Source organism: Streptomyces sp. NPDC029041 (genome assembly GCF_040637515.1).
Classification (GTDB): Bacteria; Actinomycetota; Actinomycetes; order Streptomycetales; family Streptomycetaceae; genus Streptomyces.
This window is the reverse complement of the sequence record NZ_JBEZWO010000001.1, coordinates 542,110-556,306: the sequence shown is the minus strand read 5'-3', so window position 1 is coordinate 556,306 and position 14,197 is coordinate 542,110. Positions and strand designations below refer to the sequence as shown.

Here is a 14,197-nt window from a genome sequence, read left to right as displayed (position 1 = left end):
GCATGAGCATCACCGTCAACGGTCTCGACGAACTCAAGAAGCTCGCCGGCAGCGACCTCGGCACCAGCGAGTGGATCGAGGTGACGCAGGAGCGCATCGACACCTTCGCCGACGCCACGGGCGACCACCAGTGGATCCATGTGGACCCCGAGCGCGCCAAGGACGGCCCCTTCGGCGCACCCATCGCGCACGGCTACCTCACGCTGTCCCTCTTCATCCCCCTGTTCACCGAGCTGCTGGACGTCCAGGGTGTGACGACGAAGGTCAACTACGGCCTCAACAAGGTGCGTTTCCCCTCACCCGTCAAGGCCGGCTCCCGCATCCGCCTGGCGGCGAAGCTCGCCGAGGTCGAGGAGGTGCCGGGCGGGGTGCAGATCACCGTCGAGGGCGCCATCGAGATCGAGGGCGGCACCAAGCCCGCGGCGGTGCTCCAGAGCCTGTCGCGGTTCTACGCCTGAGGCCGCGTGGGCACCAGGTCCAGAAGGCGTTCCGAGGCGTCGCGCACGAGCGGTGAGAGCCGCTCGTGCACGGTCCGGAACGTCTTCTCGGCCTGTTCGGCCGGCCAGTCGTCCGGCAGGTGCCCCACGGGCAGCCGCGGATCGCGCCGGACGATCTGCAGCCACTCCGTCTGCAGCCGCAGCCGCAGCACGAGGGCGTCGTCGGCCTCCGGCAGGTCGTCCTCCCACCCCTGCCAGCGCCGCGTGAACCCCGCGTAGCGTCCGGCCAGGTCGGACAGCTCCCACGTCTCCTCGATCATCCGGCCGATGTCCATGCCGGCGTCCGCGTGCGCCCGGAAGACCTTCACATGCGCGGACAGGCCGAGCTCGGCCACCAGCGCCGACACGTCGACCTCACCGGGGGCGATCCACAGGCCGTTGAAGAGCGGGCCGAAGCCGCTCCAGGCCAGCCGGGAGCGCAGGTCGTGCCGCTGGCGCTGCCAGGACTCAGGCAGGGAGAAACCGAGCAGCGTCCAGGTGCCGTCCCACTGCCGGTTGACGGCACCCGCCTGCCAGATCCGCTGCGCGCCGTCGCGCAGCACCGCCTCCGAGCGCTCGGTCAGCCCGAAGTACATCCGGCGTCCCTCGCGCTGCCGGCGCAGCAGGTCGCGGCCCGCCATGCGGCTCAGCGTGGAGCGCGTCGCCTGCTCGCCGATCCCGGCCCGGGCGAACACGTCGATGACGCTGCCCGAGTACACGCACACCTCACGGCCGAGCACCTGGTCGCCCAGGAACGTCAGCATCAGGGACTGGGGCCGCAGCGGCTCTTCACCGGTCACGCGGCCCACGGTACCTCCGCTCCATCCGCCGGTGACCTGCTGGTACGCCGGGTCAGTACCCTTCGACGTCCACGAACACAGGGTTGGCGTAGAACCAGGTGTCCGCCCACGGATCACCGTCCCCCGGCGTGTGCGGGACCGGCCCGTGCGGGTCGACCGACGCGCCGAGGTAGCCGGGGCCGTTGTGGTTGCCGTCGCTGCCGCGCAGCCGGACGTAGAAGGACTCCTCCCCGGCGGTCAGCGGGATCCGCAGGGTGTAGGTGCCCTTCCGGCCGGAGACGTCCTCGGTCCGGACGACCCGCGTGTCCGGGGCCTTCCAGGTGTCGCGGTCGGTGACCGGCCCGCGCACCGCGCCGTGGATGACGTCCACATGCGCCAACTCGGGCAGGATCCCCTGAGGGTTGGGCCGGGAGGCGGTCGTCACCGTGACGTTCAGGGTGAGCCTCTCGCCCTTGCGGACCCGCAGCCGGCCGCCGAGCGTCACGCCCCGGCCCCGGTCGCGGTCCCGCGTGAGGCGCACGTCGAGCCCGTCGAGCAGATGCCCGTGGTCCAGCCAGACCCGGCCCGCGCGCATCCCCGACATGACCGCGCGGTAGCCGTACCGGGTCACGCCCACGTGGGTACGGCTGAACTGGCCGGGCCAGAAGTCGCTGCCCGGCTGCGGGGTGCCGGTGTCCACCGGGTCGGGCAGCTTGCCCGTGTTGTCGAAGTTCCGCCCGGGCTGCCAGTCGCCGTTCCTCCAGGTGTCGAAGACGATCCGATGGGCGTCGGAGTTGGTGGTGACCGAGAACAGCCGGCCCTCGGCGAGCAGCGAGTCCCACAGACCGCCGACGGTCGCGGTCGCCCAGTCGAAACCGCCGTAGGTGAGGTAGGCGTCCGCGGGGTAGCCGGGCCAGGACTGCGTGGACGGCTTGTTCTCGTACTCGCCGCGGATCGACGCGGCACCTCGCCATCCGGGGATGGCCGCGCCCTGGGCGCCGGGCGCGCCCTCCATGCCGATCACGATCCCGGGCGCCGTGTCCCGCCAGTTGCGCAGCTCGTGCGGGGAGTCGATGCCGAGACGCATGGGATGGTTCGCGAGCACCAGCACGTCGTCGATGTAGCCCGAACGCCGCTGCTCCGCCAGCCACTCGAGCCCCTTGAGGGCATGCGCCTCGTTGCGTGCGGTGTCCGCGTCGGCGGGACCGCCCTTGTCGTAGGCGAGGAGCTTGCCGTCGTAGGCGCTCTCGAAGCGGGTCAGCACGTCGACCTCGTGCGGGCCGGGCGCGGTGAACACCGTGCAGTGCTCGGCGGCCGGGATGTACCACTCCAGGCCCTGGAAGATCAGCTGACGCGGGTTCTGCGCCCGCGCCTTCACGATCTCCCGGTGCTCCAGCGCGGCCCCGAAGCCAGCGTGCCCGACGTTGGAGTGCTCGGTGAACACCATCCAGTCCAGGCCGTACTCCGCGCTCTTCGCGGCCAGCTGGGAGAAGGTGTACTTGGCGTCGTGGCTGTAGACGGAGTGGATGTGGTGGTCGCCGACGAGGTAGGCGAGGCGGGGGTCCTCACCGCCCAGCGGCCCGCCGTCACCGGCGGCGAAGGCCTGGGCCCGGCCGGTCGCCGCCGAGCCGAGGGCGAACGCGGCGCCGAACAGGCCCGCGCGGCGCAGCAGCCCCCGGCGGGACACGCCCTGCGGGTCGAGGGCGGCGGGGGAGACGGACGGATCGGCCCAGGTGGGCAGTTGCTGCTCGGTCATGACGGCCGGCCCTTCGGGATCTCAGTGGTTCATGAAGGAGGTGACGGGAAGTGCCCGGGCGACGATCCGGACGTCGCCGAGCCGGCCGTGGAGGATCTGGTCGATCTTCCCGCCGTACTCGTAGCCGCCCAGCAGCCACGGGAGGCCGACGGAGGTGATGCCGACGGAGGAAGCCTTGGGGTTGCGGACCACCGGACAGCCCTCGACGTACAGCGTGGTGTGCCTGCCGTCGTTGACGACCGCGAGGTGCCACCAGGTCTCCAGCGGCGTCTCCTGGCCCCAGTTGGTGGCGATGCCCTGCTGGTTGAGCGGGCGCATCGCCCACTGCGGCTCACGGTCGTTGGACAGCGACAGCGTGGCCAGCGGCTCGTCCGGGTCGTCGGCACTCTTCCCGGCGGCGCCGCCCGTGCCCGTGCGGGAGACCAGACCCGACCAGGCGTTGTGGTCGGGGTCCCAGTCGGCGGGCAGGCGGTAGAACGCCTCGATGGTGTAACCGTCCTCGAAGGTGGCCTTGTTCAGCGGGGCGCCGTCGACCGTGCGCAGGTAGGCGCCCTTCAACGGGGACTTGAAACCCTGGAACTCCAGGCTGCCGTGGCCCGGCTGGTCGGGGTGGTGGTCGGCCGACCAGCCCAGTGTGCCGCCGCCCACCGCGACGAGGGAGAGGTCGTTGCCCCGCCCGGACAGGTCACGGACCGTGCCGTCCACCGGCTTCTCGAAGCGCCAGTACGCCACGGTGCCGGGGACGAGCACCTGTGAGGCGGGCCGGGCCGGCCGTGCGGGCACGGGCGCGAAACCGGAGAAGCGCTCCTCGAAGTCGATCTCGACGGAGAACCGGTCGGCGTCGCCGCTCAGCTCCATCTCCTGCCGCTCCAGCTCGTTGAGCCCCTTCGCGGCCCGGCCCAGGATCCAGGGCGAGAGCGTCTCCACGTCGATGACCCCGCGGTCCAGGTCGAACCGGTAGAGACGAATCATCGCCGCACCGCCGAAGTAGCGGTTCTGGTAGTTCGTCAGATGCAGATGGACGTCATGCCCGGCCGCGTTCTTGCGCGTCGCCCGCCCGGCGGGCCAGTAGTGCCCGCCGAGGGCGAGGAAGATCTGGTCGTGGTCCTCGATCAGCTGGTCCCACAGCTGCTGCCCGTTGTCCGACAGCGTGTCGTCCTCGACGACCAGTTCGTGGGTCGTGAGGATCACCGGCGTCCTCGGGTGCTTCGCCAGGACGTCCCTCGCCCACGCGTACCCCTGCGGCGACAGCCGCCAGTCCAGCGCGAGCACCAGCCACTGACGGCCGCCCGCCTCGAACCGGTGGCAGGTGTTGTAGCCGTCCGGGGAGGCGCCGCCGAACGTCGGCTTCCCCTCGAACCGCCGCGGCCCGAAGGCGTCGAGGTACGGGGTCGCACCGCGCTGGTCGGTCGTCGACGACTTCACGTCGTGGTTGCCGGCCAGGACGCTGTAGCCGACACCCCGCCGGTCCAGCACCCGGAACGCCTCGCCGATCGCGGCGAACTCCTCCTTCGCACCGTTCTGCGTGAGGTCGCCGAGGTGGGAGAGGAAGACGATGTTCTCCTGGCCGCCGTGCTCCAGCAGATAGCGCAGCGACGCCTCCACCGGGGCCCTGTCGATGCTCGGACCGTCGAAGAGGTACTGCGTGTCCGGCATCACCGCGAGCGTGAAGCGGCGGCTGCGCGGGTCGGGGCGCCGGCTCGCGGGCGCCGCCTGCGCGGTGCCGCCCGGCAGCGCGGTCAGCGCGGCCGCCGTCGCGCCGAGCAGCGCGGTGGCGCGGAGGAAGCCGCGTCTTCCGGCACCGGCCTGGGGCGCTTCGCCCGGGTCGTGGTCATGCGAAACGCACATGGGGGCTCCATGGGGTGACTGACAGTCGGTGACTGGGAGGGAGGAAGAGAACTCAGAGGACGCGCAGCGTCCAGCTCCAGCGGTGGACACCGGACGGGACGAGGTGGGAAGCGAAGGTGTCGGGCCCGCACGAGGCCGTGCCGAGCCCGCGATGGGCCGCGTCGATGTGCACCACGCACCCGGCCCGCGGCACCAGTTCGTCGTGGTGCGCGACGGCGGCCAGGTCGGCTGCGCGATGCCGGGTCACGGAGACCTGGCGGGCCCGGTCCAGCCGCACCGCGAGGCCGGTGGCGTCGGGCGCGGACAGGGTGAACCGGCGCACGCCGTGCCGCCCACCGCTCTCCTGGGGCCGCAGATACGGCGTGAACAACTCGTCCACCGGCAGGCGGTGGTGGCCGACCGGCGCGCCCGCGGCCCGGTCCGGATACGACTCCCAGGGGCCCTGTCCGAACCACTCCAGGACGTTCAGCCCGGGGGCCGTCTCGAACACGGTCCCCACCCGGGCCACGTCGTACAGCGCCTCGGGCAGCTCGGCGCACTCCTCGACGAGCAGACCGTCCTCCACCGCGGTCACCACCTGCTCGTGCCGGACGGTCCCACCCGCGCACAGATAGCCGGAGACCACGGCCACCCGGCCCGGGGCACGCCGCACGGAGACGACCTCGCGGGCGGGCGCGTCCAGCCCCCAGTCCCGCCAGCGGGCCGCCATGCCGCCCAGCTCGTCGTTGTCCGTCGGTGCCCGCCACAGCGACAGCGTGGGAGCGGCCGTCAGCAGCGGATGGACCAGCAGCCCGTCCTCGTCGACCTCCACCGAACGGTCCGGGACGCGGGTGGGCCGGACCGGGAGCGCCGCCCGCAACCGCACCTGCGGCAGGCACACGACCGTGCCGCGCGGTGCCCACGGTTCGTCCCGGGCCGTCGTGACCCGCAGCGTCAGCCAGGCTTCGCCGCCGTTCTCGGGCAGCTCGAACGGCAGCGGCACGGCGGCCGTCTCGCCGGGCCGCAGATCGGGCAGCTCGGCCGGAGCCGTCAGGGTCGGGCCGTCGGCGAGGGACAGCTCCCACTCGCCGGACAACCAGTCCAGGCCCCTGAAGTGCTGGTGGTTGCTCAGCACCACGCCCTCGTGCCGGAAGCTGTCGATCCGTACCGGCGCCGCGATCTCCCGGTGCTCGAACATCACCGGCTTGGGCGTGCGGTCGGGAAAGACGACGCCATCGGCGATGAAGGCGCCGTCGTGGTCGGTTTCACCGAAGTCGCCGCCGTACGCCCAGCGATGCCCGGGCGCGGCGACACCGTTGTCATACAGCCCGGCGCCCCCACGCCCGGCCGGTCTGCCGTCGTTCACACGCTGGAGGATGCCGTGGTCCCAGAACTCCCAGATGAACCCGCCCTGAAGACCCGGGGTGGTCTCGATGGCCTCCCAATGGTCCGCGAGCGTGCCGTTGCTGTTGCCCATCGCGTGCGAGTACTCGCACTGGATGAGCGGCTTGGTCTGGGTGCCCGACATGGCGTGCGCGATGCACTCCTGCAGCGGCGCGTACATCGGGCAGGCGATGTCGGAGGCCAGGTCCGGATCGGCCCAGCCGCGCTTGGCCGCGCCCTCGTACTGCACCGGCCGGGTCGGGTCGTGGCGCCGCACCCAGCCCGCCGCCGCGTCGTGGTTCGCCCCGTAGTCGGACTCGTTGCCGAGCGACCAGACGATGACGGACGGGTGGTTCTTGTCCCGCAGCACCATCCGTGAGACCCGGTCCACGAAGGCGTTCAGGTAGCGCGGGTCGTCGGCGATCTCGTGGGCGTGGTCGTGGGACTCGATGTCCGCCTCGTCGACGACGTAGAACCCGAGCTCGTCGGCCAGGTCGTACAGGGCCGGGTCGTTCGGGTAGTGCGCGGTGCGGATCGCGTTGAAGCCGAACCGCTTCAGCAGGACGAGGTCCGCCCGCATGTCGTCGTACGTCACCGTCCGCCCGGTCAGCGGGTGGAAGTCGTGCCGGTTGACGCCCCGGATGAACACCCGCTCGCCGTTGACCAGCAGGTCCCGTCCGGCGATCTCGACGTCGCGGAAGCCGACCCGGTGCCGGGAGGTGTCGGCGACCGTGCCGTCGGCGCGGTGCAGGCGGACGGTCAGGCCGTACAGCTCGGGCGTCTCGGCCGTCCAGGTGCGCACCTCCGGTACGGAGGCACGCAGCCGGGCCTCCCCCAGGAAATCGGAGACCCGCTCGTCCTCGGCGTTGGCGCGGTCGAACTCGGCGTCCTGCGTGAGCAGGTGCCCCTCCAGCTCCCCGCTGACGTACCAGCCCTCGGGCAGCGCCCCGTCCGCGTCCCGCACCCGGCAGTCCACCAGCAGGCCGCCGTCCCGCCGGGCGCGCACGGTCACGTCCGCGAGGTGCAGCCGGTCGACGGCGTACAGCAGCACCGAGCGGGTGATCCCGCCGTGCCACCACTGGTCCTGGTCCTCGATGTGCGAGGCGTCCGACCACTTCACGACGGTCAGCCGTAGCGCGGCCCGCTCCCCGGGCCGCACCAGGCCCGTCAGGTCGAACTCGGCTGCCAGGTGCGAGTCCTTGGAGATCCCGACGGGCCGCCCGTCCACGTGCACCAGCAGCACGCTCTCGGCCGCCCCGACCTGGAGCACGATCCGCCGCCCGGACCACTCGGCGGGCACGTCCACGAAACGCTCGTACACCCCGGTCGGGTTGGCGGCGGGCACCTGCGGCGGGAACGCGGCGAACGGCATACGGACGTTGAGGTACCGCGGCAGGTCGTCCGTGCCCTGCACGGTCCAGACGCCGGGGACGTAGGACGACGACCAGACCTCCCCGAGCGGGGCGTCGGGCGCGGGCAGCAGCTGGAAGCGCCAGTCGCCGTCGAGGGTGACGGCTGCGGGGCGCCGGTCGACGGCGTTCATCGGCAGCCGGCGCCAGGAGGTCACCTCGGGCGCTTCCCAGGGGCGCAGGGCGATCAGGGGATCGGGACGTTCGTCGGTCATGACCCTTCCGGAGTCGGTGCGGTGGGGCGGGGCAGGACGCGGCCCTGCAGGCCCCAGGCGGGGTCGGCGGGGATGCCGAGACGGTCCAGGACGGTGGGGGCGACGTCGACGAGGCGGGGCGTGTCGAGCCGGGTTCCCCGGGGGTCTCGGCCGCTCCCGTGACCTCCGCCGCCTCCCGGCTCGGCGAGGATGACGAAGACCTCCCGTTCGGCACGGGAGTCGCCGCCGTGGCCGCCGGAGTCGAGGTGGCCGTGGTCGGTGGTGATCAGCACGGTCCAGCGCTCGGGGGCGCGTCGGGGATCCGCCGCCCTTGCCCCGATCGCGTCCAGCAGGTGTCCGAGGTGGGTGTCCTGTGCGTGGAGGGCCCGGTCGTAGGCGGGGGAGAGGGGCCCGGTGGCGTGGCCGGCCTCGTCGGTGGCGCCGAAGTACACGAACATCACGTCCGGGTCGCCCTTGCCGAGCCAGCGCAGGGCGGTGCGGGCGACGCGGCGGTCCGCGGTCTCGTACCCCCGGAATTCGCCGTTGTACCGCACCCGTCGGCCGATGGCCCGGCCGAGGGTGCCGCGGCGGACCAGGGCCGGCCAGGACACGGCGGCCGCCGTGCGCAGACCGGGCCGGGCGGTGGCGGCGCGGGTCAGGAAGTCGGGGTAGCGGGCGTAGGCGGCACCTTCGAAATCGTTGCCGGTGACGCCGTGGCGGTCGGGCCACACCCCGGTGAGGATGCTCGACCAGCCGGGGCCGGAGTCGGTGTAGGCCGTGCCGGTCGGGGGATCGTCGTTCGCTCTGCCGTAGGGCAGCAGGCTCGTGCCGACGGCGCCGTCGGCCATCAAGGTGTGCAGGACCGGGGCGTTGGCCGGGGAGCGGGTCAGGCGGTCGTAGCGCAGGCCGTCCATGCCGACGACGAGGACCTTGGGGTGTCGGGCCTCGGTGTTGACGTCCGTCACTGGGTGCCTCTCTTGAATGGCTGCCAGGAGAGCTCGGGACCGGCCGCCGGTTTCTGGCTGCGCGCCGTTGTGGCTGGTCGCGCAGTTCCCCGCGCCCCTTACGGGGCGCCACCCTTCGGGTTGTTCAGCTGCCCTGCACCGCCCCCTCCGTCGCGCCCGCGATGAAGCCGCGGGCGAAGAGCGTGAAGACGACGACCAGGGGCACGGACGCCATCAGGACGCCGGCCATGACCATGCTGTAATCGGTGGTGTGACCGACGTGGAGCTGGGCCAGTGCCACCTGGAGGGTGAGGTGGCTGGGGTCGTTGAGCACGACCAGGGGCCAGATGTAGTCGTTCCAGGCGCCGACGAAGGCGTAGATGGCGAGGAAGGACAGCGCGGGCCTGATCATCGGCAGCACGATGTTCCAGTACTGGCGGAAGAATCCCGCCCCGTCGATGCGCGCGGCGTCGAGCAGCTCGTCCGGCACGCCGTTCTCGATGTACTGGCGCAGCCAGAAGATGCCGAAGGCGTTGGCGAGGGCGGGCAGGACCAGGGCCTTGAGGGTGCCGACCCAGCCGATGTCGGACATGAGGATGAACTGCGGCAGGACGGCCAGCTGGAGCGGCAGCATCATGAACCCGACCAGCAGGGCGAACAGCGTCTTGCGGCCGGGGAAGTCGAACTTGGCGAAGGTGAACGCCGCCAGGGAGTCCACGAACAGGACCAGGACGGTCGTGACGGTCGCGACGACGAGCGTGTTCAGCATCGAGCCGAAGAAGTCGATGGTGTCCAGCACGTGCCGGATGTTCTCCAGCAGGTGGGAGCCGAAGGTCAGCTTGGGCGGGCTCTTGTAGATGTCCTCGGTGGTGTTCGTCGCCATGACGACGGTCCACACGAACGGGAAGACCGAGACCAGGACGGCCAGGACGAGGACGAGGTGCGCGGTCAGGCCCTTGGGGCGCCGGGACCGCCTCGGGACCACTGCGGTCATGACTTCCTCCCGCGCTGGACGACCCGCCAGTTGACGACGACCAGCACCATGATCAGTACGAAGAAGGCCCACACGATGGCCGCGCCGTAGCCGTAGTCGTTGTTGACGAAGGCCGACTGGTAGAAGTACAGAAGCGTGGTCAGGCCGGCCTGGCCGGGGCCGCCGAGGTTCGGGTTGGCGGCGTTGCTGCCGAACAGGACCTGGGGTTCGCTGAAGCTCTGCAGGCCGTTGATGGTCGAGATGATGACGGTGAACAGGATGATGGGCCGCATGATCGGCATGGTGATCTGGAAGAACGTCCGGATCGGCCCCGCCCCGTCGAGCCTGGCCGCCTCGTAGATCTGGGTGGGGATGGCCTGGAGCCCGGCCAGGTAGATGATCATGTTGTAGCCGGTCCACATCCAGGTCATCAGCAGCGCGATGACCAGCTTGATCAGCCACGGATTGCTCAGCCAGGGGACGGGTGGGATGCCGACCGTGCCGAGGATCGCGTTGACCAGGCCGAAGTTGTTGCTGAACACCGCACCGAAGAAGATCGACACGGCGACGATCGAGGTGACGTTCGGTATGTACAGGGCGATGCGGTAGAAGCTCTTGAAGCGGCGCACCGAATGCAGCAGCGTCGCCAGCACCAGGGCGCCGAACAGGGTGGGGACCGTGGACAGCACCCAGATCACCAGGGTGTTGCGGATCGACAGCCAGAAGACCGGGTCGTCCCAGAGGAACCGGAACTGCTGCAGGCCCACGAACTGCACGGTGCCCAGGCCGTCCCAGCGCTGGAAGGCGAGGTAGAGCGAGTAGAAGACCGGGAAGAACGAGAAGACGCCGAAGATCAGGAAGAAGGGCGAGATCGCCAGGTACTGCCGCCAGTGCGACAGCACCCGGCGACGCCCTGGCCGCACGGTGTCCGCGGGCGGCGTGCGCCGCGGGCGGAAGCGGGCCGGGCCGGGCCCGCCGAGGTGCCGGGGCACCGCGGCGGAACCGGTGACCGGGGGTGACGCCATCGCTCAGCTCACCCCCTGCCGCCGGGCGATCTGCTTGGCCTGACTGACCGCGTCCTTCCAGGCGTCGTCGGGCTTCTTGCCCTTCGCCTCGATGCTGGACAGCTCGGTCATGAAAGGCGCCATGACGGCGGCGTCGGCGGGTGCCTCGTAGGCGGCCGGGATGGCCTTGGCGGCCGGGCCGAAGACCTCGATGATCTTCTGACCGCCGAAGAACGGGTCACCGCCCGTCATCGCCGGCATGGAGTAGGCCGCCGGCGCGGCGGGGAAGATGGCGGCGTCGGTGAAGCCACGGGCGTCGTTCTCCGGGCTGAGGATCCAGCTGATGATCTTGAACGCCTCTTCGGGGTTTCGGCACTGCCGGGGCAGCGCCAGGTAGGAGCCGCCCTGGTTGGCCGGTCCACCGGGCATCGCGCAGACCCGCCACTTGCCCTTGGTCTTCGGGGCCGCCTGCTCGATGTCCAGGGCGTGCCAGGCGGCGCCGAGTTCGGTGGTCAGGGTCTTGCCTATCGCGGCGTTCCACGTGTTGTCGTTGATCTTGGCGTCGAGACCGAGGGTGTAGGGGCGGACGGCCGTGGTCCACGCCTTGCGGATGTGGTCCTGGTCGCCGATGAAGTGGTTGTCCTTGTCGATGAACCGCTCGGTGCCCTGCCCGACCGCCATGGTGAAGACAGAGCCGATGTTGTTCACCAGGTAGGTGCCGGGCACCTTCTTGCGCAGCTCGGTGCCGAGGGCGAAGTAGTCGTCCCAGGTCCCCGCCCGGGCGGCGACCTTGTCGGGGTCGGTGGGCAGCCCGGCCTTGTCGAACAGGTCCGCGCGGTAGAAGAGGGCGGTCGGGCCGATGTCGATCGGGAAGCCGATCTGCTTGCCGTCCTCGGTCCGGGCGAGCTTGGTCTTCCAGTCCAGGTACTGGGATGCGATCTTCTTGAAGCCCAGGTCGTTCAGATCGAGGAAGCGGCCGGCGTTGGGCAGGAAGGACGCCATGTCCTCGCCCTTGATGCCGGTGATGTCGGGCACCGAGGCGCCCGCCGCGAGGGTGGTGGTGAGCTTCTGCTTGAAGTCGCCGCCTATGGAGGCGGTGGTCAGTTTCACCTGGCCGCTGAAGTGCGTCTTCGCCTCGGCGACCACCTTGTCGCTGAGCGCGCCTCCCCAGTACCACATGGTGAGGTTCTTGCCGTTCTTGCTGCCGGTCGATCCCGATCCGCCGCCGCAGGCGGCGGTCAGACCGGAGGCGGCCGCGGTGAGCGCGGCTGCCTGGAGGAAGCCTCTACGAGAAAGGTCCACGGGTCACTCCTGTTGTTCCTGTTCGACGTACCGGAGGGGTGTGCGGGTCAGTGCGGCCCTTCGGAGGCGCGCGGACCGACGGGGGTGTGAGGGGCGGGCGGGGTGACGGGGGCGTGGTGCACGGGCGGCCCGGGATCGGCCGGGACGCGGTCGGCCAGGAAGCCGTAGGCGTGGCGCAGTTCCGGGTCGCTCAGGGTCCGCCACCAGTGGGCGACGCCGTACCAGCCGGGCGCCGCGAGGGCGCCGCCGTGGTGCCGGACGGACAGCCCGGCCGCGAGCACCGCGAACCGCAGCCGCTCCGCCAGCGGCCAGCCGCCGAGTGACGCCGCGACGAAGCTCGCGCCGAAGACGTCGCCGGCGCCCGTCGCGTCCAGGACCTCGGTGTCCAGCGCCGGGACCTCGGCGTACTCGCCGGTGATCTGGTCGACGGCGATGGCGCCGTCCCCGCCGCGGGTCACCACGGCGACCGGCACCAGCTCCGTGAGCGTGCCGAGCGCGGCCAACGCACTGTCGGTGCGGGTGTAGGCCATCGCCTCGGTCTCGTTGGGGAGAAAGGCGTGGCACAGGGCCAGCTGGTCGAGGAGGGCCCTCGACCACTCCTGGGTGGGGTCCCAGCCGACATCGGCGTAGATCTGCGTGCCGTTCGCGGCGGCCTTGGCGAGCCACTCGCGAGGCCGGGCCTCGAGGTGCACCAGGGCGGTCCGCGCGTCGGGCGGGTCGCCCATCAGCACGTCCTGCGAGTACGGCGGCTCCTGACCGTGGGTGAGCAGGGCCCGGTCGTGGCCGTAGGCGACGGAGACGGTGACCGGGGTCGGCCAGCCGTCCGCCGTGCGCGAGAGCGAGAGGTCGACGCCTTCCTGGCCGCCCAGGACGTCCCGGCAGTGCTCGCCGTAGAAGTCGTCTCCGAACACCGTGGCCAGACGGGTGCGCAGGCCGAACCGGGAGGCGGCCACGGCGAGGTTCGCGATGCCGCCCGGGCCGCAGCCCATGCCCCCGGTCCAGATCTCCTCGCCCGGTGTGGGCGGCCTGCCGAGCCCTGTGAGGACGAGGTCGAAGAAGAGCAGCCCGGTCAGCAGCACATCGGGCCGGTCGTCGTCCACGGATGCGTCCTCTCGCTCACGGCTTCGACGGAGATCGTCAAAACTCTTCATTTCGGTGACCGGAATCGTGCGCCGCTCGGCGAGATTGGTCAATACCCGAGCAGAAATAAGCATGGCGATGATTGGAGATGACGAGTAATGTGCACGCCGTGCTGGCTGAACGACGACACCAACTCATCCTGCGGGCCCTGCGTGCCGGCGGGCCCGCGGCCGTGACCGACCTCTCGGAGCAGCTGGGCGTGAGCCCTGCCACAATCCGGCGTGACCTGGTCAAACTGGAAGAAGACGGACTGCTCACCCGCGTGCACGGCGGCGCCGTCGTGGAGGAGGGCGACCAGCCCTTCGCCGAGGTCGCCGAGGTGCGCGTCACCGAGAAGGACGCCATAGCCGAACGCGCCGCCGCGATGGTCGGGGACGGTCAGTCGGTGCTGCTGGACATCGGGACGACGGCCTACCGGCTGGCCCGGCAGCTGCACGGCCGGCGGCTCACCGTGATCACCAGCAATCTGGTGGTCTACGAGGAGCTCGCCGACGACGAGGGCATCGAGCTGGTCCTGCTCGGCGGCATGGTCCGCCGCGAGTACCGCTCCCTGGTCGGCTTCCTCACCGAGGACAACCTGCGCCAGCTGCACGCCGACTGGCTCTTCCTCGGCACCAGCGGGGTCCGGCCCGGCGGGCAGGTCATGGACACGACGGTCGTGGAGGTGCCGGTCAAGCGCGCCATGATCAAGGCCGGCGAGAAGGTGGTGCTGCTCGCCGACGCGGCGAAGTTCCCCGGGCACGGGATGGCGAAGGTCTGCGGTCCCGAGGACCTGGACGCGGTGGTGACGAACGAGCCGGTCGACGCGGTGACGCTCACCTCCTTCCAGGAGGCGGGCGTCGAGGTGGTCGTGGCGGGAAAGGTGCAAGCTTGAACTCTCAGCCGGCCGACGGGCACCCGGACCGGGTCGCCCCGCCGTTGCGTGCACAACGGCCACTCACACTCCCGACACCGCCCGGGCTGGATCCGACCCGGGGTTCTGAAGCACGTACAAGGAGGTGGCGCGTGTC

General features: G+C 71.1%; 11 protein-coding genes. 2 read left to right on the top strand and 9 right to left on the bottom strand.

The window, feature by feature from the left end; genetic code table 11:
* Positions 1-2: 2 nt before the first annotated feature.
* Positions 3-458, top strand: coding sequence for a MaoC family dehydratase (locus AB0F04_RS02390; protein ID WP_362036848.1), 456 nt, complete (start codon positions 3-5; stop codon positions 456-458).
* Here the strand turns inward: AB0F04_RS02390 and AB0F04_RS02385 are convergent.
* The 9 genes from AB0F04_RS02385 to AB0F04_RS02345 form a co-directional block, all read right to left on the bottom strand.
* The gene (locus AB0F04_RS02385; RefSeq protein WP_362036846.1) at positions 449-1,276 is read right to left on the bottom strand and encodes a PaaX family transcriptional regulator C-terminal domain-containing protein; all 828 of its coding nucleotides are present in this window, start codon (positions 1,274-1,276) and stop codon (positions 449-451) included. The genes AB0F04_RS02390 and AB0F04_RS02385 overlap by 10 nt on opposite strands.
* 52 nt (positions 1,277-1,328) lie before the next feature.
* Positions 1,329-3,011, bottom strand: a complete 1,683-nt coding sequence (locus tag AB0F04_RS02380; RefSeq protein ID WP_362036843.1) for a PHP domain-containing protein — start codon at positions 3,009-3,011, stop codon at positions 1,329-1,331.
* 21 nt (positions 3,012-3,032) lie between these two features.
* Entirely contained in the window at positions 3,033-4,859 is a 1,827-nt protein-coding gene (locus AB0F04_RS02375) for a LamG-like jellyroll fold domain-containing protein (RefSeq protein ID WP_362036841.1), read from the bottom strand.
* Between the two features lie 52 nt (positions 4,860-4,911).
* A complete protein-coding gene (locus AB0F04_RS02370) occupies positions 4,912-7,845 on the bottom strand; it encodes a glycoside hydrolase family 2 TIM barrel-domain containing protein (RefSeq protein ID WP_362036839.1) in 2,934 nt (977 codons plus the stop codon).
* Positions 7,842-8,789 (bottom strand): alkaline phosphatase family protein, encoded by a 948-nt coding sequence (locus AB0F04_RS02365; protein WP_362036837.1) that lies wholly within the window; start codon positions 8,787-8,789, stop codon positions 7,842-7,844. The genes AB0F04_RS02370 and AB0F04_RS02365 overlap by 4 nt, the downstream gene beginning before the upstream one ends.
* A 124-nt stretch (positions 8,790-8,913) precedes the next feature.
* Positions 8,914-9,762 (bottom strand): carbohydrate ABC transporter permease, encoded by an 849-nt coding sequence (locus AB0F04_RS02360; protein WP_362036835.1) that lies wholly within the window; start codon positions 9,760-9,762, stop codon positions 8,914-8,916.
* The gene (locus AB0F04_RS02355; protein WP_362037319.1) at positions 9,759-10,643 is read right to left on the bottom strand and encodes a sugar ABC transporter permease; all 885 of its coding nucleotides are present in this window, start codon (positions 10,641-10,643) and stop codon (positions 9,759-9,761) included. The genes AB0F04_RS02360 and AB0F04_RS02355 overlap by 4 nt, the downstream gene beginning before the upstream one ends.
* Before the next feature lie 126 nt (positions 10,644-10,769).
* Positions 10,770-12,047: an extracellular solute-binding protein gene (locus AB0F04_RS02350; protein ID WP_362036833.1), complete on the bottom strand. Its 1,278-nt coding sequence runs from the start codon at positions 12,045-12,047 to the stop codon at positions 10,770-10,772.
* A gap of 47 nt (positions 12,048-12,094) precedes the next feature.
* Positions 12,095-13,147, bottom strand: a complete 1,053-nt coding sequence (locus tag AB0F04_RS02345; RefSeq protein ID WP_362036831.1) for a carbohydrate kinase family protein — start codon at positions 13,145-13,147, stop codon at positions 12,095-12,097.
* 149 nt (positions 13,148-13,296) lie between these two features.
* Between AB0F04_RS02345 and AB0F04_RS02340 the strand changes: the two genes are divergently transcribed.
* Positions 13,297-14,061, top strand: a complete 765-nt coding sequence (locus tag AB0F04_RS02340) for a DeoR/GlpR family DNA-binding transcription regulator (protein WP_362036829.1) — start codon at positions 13,297-13,299, stop codon at positions 14,059-14,061.
* Positions 14,062-14,197: the final 136 nt, after the last annotated feature.

Excerpts from the sequence above, each read along its gene's own strand:
- AB0F04_RS02390 (WP_362036848.1), top strand. The coding sequence starts at position 3 with ATGAGCATCACCGTCAACGGTCTCGACGAACTCAAGAAGCTCGCCGGC.
- AB0F04_RS02360 (WP_362036835.1), bottom strand. The coding sequence starts at position 9,762 with ATGACCGCAGTGGTCCCGAGGCGGTCCCGGCGCCCCAAGGGCCTGACC.
- AB0F04_RS02375 (WP_362036841.1), bottom strand. The coding sequence starts at position 4,859 with ATGTGCGTTTCGCATGACCACGACCCGGGCGAAGCGCCCCAGGCCGGT.
- AB0F04_RS02380 (WP_362036843.1), bottom strand. The coding sequence starts at position 3,011 with ATGACCGAGCAGCAACTGCCCACCTGGGCCGATCCGTCCGTCTCCCCC.
- AB0F04_RS02370 (WP_362036839.1), bottom strand. The coding sequence starts at position 7,845 with ATGACCGACGAACGTCCCGATCCCCTGATCGCCCTGCGCCCCTGGGAA.